The 1,881-nt window shown below is 38.8% G+C and carries 2 protein-coding genes; one reads left to right on the top strand and one right to left on the bottom strand.

The genetic code is table 11. The features are described 5' to 3' along the window. Positions 1-59: 59 nt before the first annotated feature. Positions 60-437: a hypothetical protein gene (locus tag PVW51_RS24190; RefSeq protein ID WP_274578233.1), complete on the bottom strand. Its 378-nt coding sequence runs from the start codon at positions 435-437 to the stop codon at positions 60-62. 141 nt (positions 438-578) lie between these two features. On the opposite strand from PVW51_RS24190, the gene mobQ reads away from it, so the two are divergent. After that, the coding region (gene mobQ / locus PVW51_RS24185) for a MobQ family relaxase (RefSeq protein WP_274578232.1) at positions 579-1,881 on the top strand (1,303 nt) is incomplete at its 3' end.

Below are 1,881 nucleotides of genomic sequence, written 5' to 3'. Positions count from 1 at the left end.
TGACTAATTTTAACGACCTCAATACCAGGACAGGTTTTGGTATTGAAAGGTCATCAAAATTAGTCATCCCATAAAAGCCCATTAAATAGATTTTTATCCTTCAATTTATTCTCTTCAGTCTTACTTTCCGTACTTAAGAACTGCTCAAAGTCTGCCAATTCGTGTTTAAATGACTCATCATTTTTCAGCTTATTTAGAACCCACGCACCAAGTAAAATCTTACGTCTAGTCTCGTTTTTACGTTCTTGAGCTTTGGCTTCATTTAAAAGCTTTTGCTGTTTCAACTTAAGTTCATTTTGCTTCTGTTTAGCTTGCTCTTGTATCCGTTCTTGTTCTTTTTTCAAATAATCAATCTGTTCTTGAAGAGATAATTTTTTCTGCTGTGCTTTTGTGAGCTTCTTTAAAACAGCATCTTTCTTTTCTTGAATATCTGACATAGTATTAAACCTTGATGGGCAATAAACAAACATCATCATAAAGTCAAAAAACAAAGCCAGCAATATCAAACGTAGCGAAGCGGAGTTTTCCCGTAACGAAGTGAAGGGCGCACTTACCCACTTTTCATCTTCGATAGAAAAATGGAAGTACGAGAGGGGACACCCCTCTACCCCAAGCCCTCCCCTAAAGGATGGGCAGCAACTTTTTCAAAGTTGCAAAAAGCAAAACCACGATATGCAAAATTTAGGTTTTTAAAAATGGCAATTTTTCATTTGAATGAAAGCAACATATCAAGAAGTGACGGACGTTCAGTCGTTGCTTGCGCTGCTTATCGTGCCTGTGAAAAATTAGAAGATTACACATTTGGAAAGACTCAAGATTACACTCGAAAAAAAGGACTTGAGTACAAGTCGATTTATGCACCTGAGCATACAAATGAAAAATTATTAGATCGCCAAACGTTGTGGAATGAAGTCGAAAAAAAAGAGTTCAATGCCGATGGTTCAATGAAAGCCAATGCGAGGTTGGCAAAAGAATATACCTGCGCTTTACCACATGAATTAACAGATCAGGAACGAATCAAAATCGTTGATGACTTTTGCCGTGACTTTGTGAAAAAGCACAATGTCATTGTCGATGCCTGCATCCATGCACCACATGACCATGATGACGAAACAGATAATAAAAACTATCACGTACACATCATGTTTACGACTCGACTGGTCAATGAAAAAGGTGAACTCGGCAAGAAGCAAAGAACGTTCAACGACGATGGCCCGCAAATTTTAAAAGACAGCAGAGCCACTTTTGCCAATGTTGTGAATACTGCATTAGAAAATGCAGGACTGGAAGAACGAATAGACCACCGCAGTTATAAAGACCAAGGCTTAGATTTCTTGGAAGCAACAGCCCATGAAGGGCACGAAGTCACAGCACTTCGCAGGCAGGGCATAGACACAGAGATCAGTCTAAAAAATGATGCGATCAAAGCCAAGAATTTAGAAGCTGCAAGAGAATATCAGCAAGTCATTAAAGGACTTGATCAAGAAATCTTTGTACCAAGTCGCTTAGAAGATCAAATTGCAGCACTGGAGAAAGAACTCCGTTTAACAGCAGCAGAAGAGCAGCAGCTTCTAGCAGAATTAGCAAAGTTAGATCGAGAAGAAGAGCTTCGCCAAGAACAACTCACACAGCAAATTGACAATGCTTACGACAATTTCATAGAGCAGCAAGCACAATATATTGAGTTTGCTCAAAGATTCTATGACTACGATTACCATACCAATAAGCGATTTGAAGAACTGGATAAGCAGCTCGAAAAATCTCAAAAATGGCTTTCTAAACAGCACGGTTTTTATTATTCAGGTGGGGTGTTTTATGACAACTATCATCACCAACGCATAGACGTGAGTACACCGTATTACTTCACAACACACTCTAAAA

The sequence above is a fragment of the Sulfitobacter sp. PR48 genome (assembly GCF_028807335.1).
Classification (GTDB): domain Bacteria; phylum Pseudomonadota; class Alphaproteobacteria; order Rhodobacterales; family Rhodobacteraceae; genus Sulfitobacter.
The sequence above is the reverse complement of the archived record's forward strand: the minus strand, read 5'-3'. Positions and strand labels throughout refer to the sequence as shown.

Coding starts and splice junctions, on each gene's coding strand:
- PVW51_RS24190 (WP_274578233.1), bottom strand. CDS start 437: ATGTCAGATATTCAAGAAAAGAAAGATGCTGTTTTAAAGAAGCTCACA.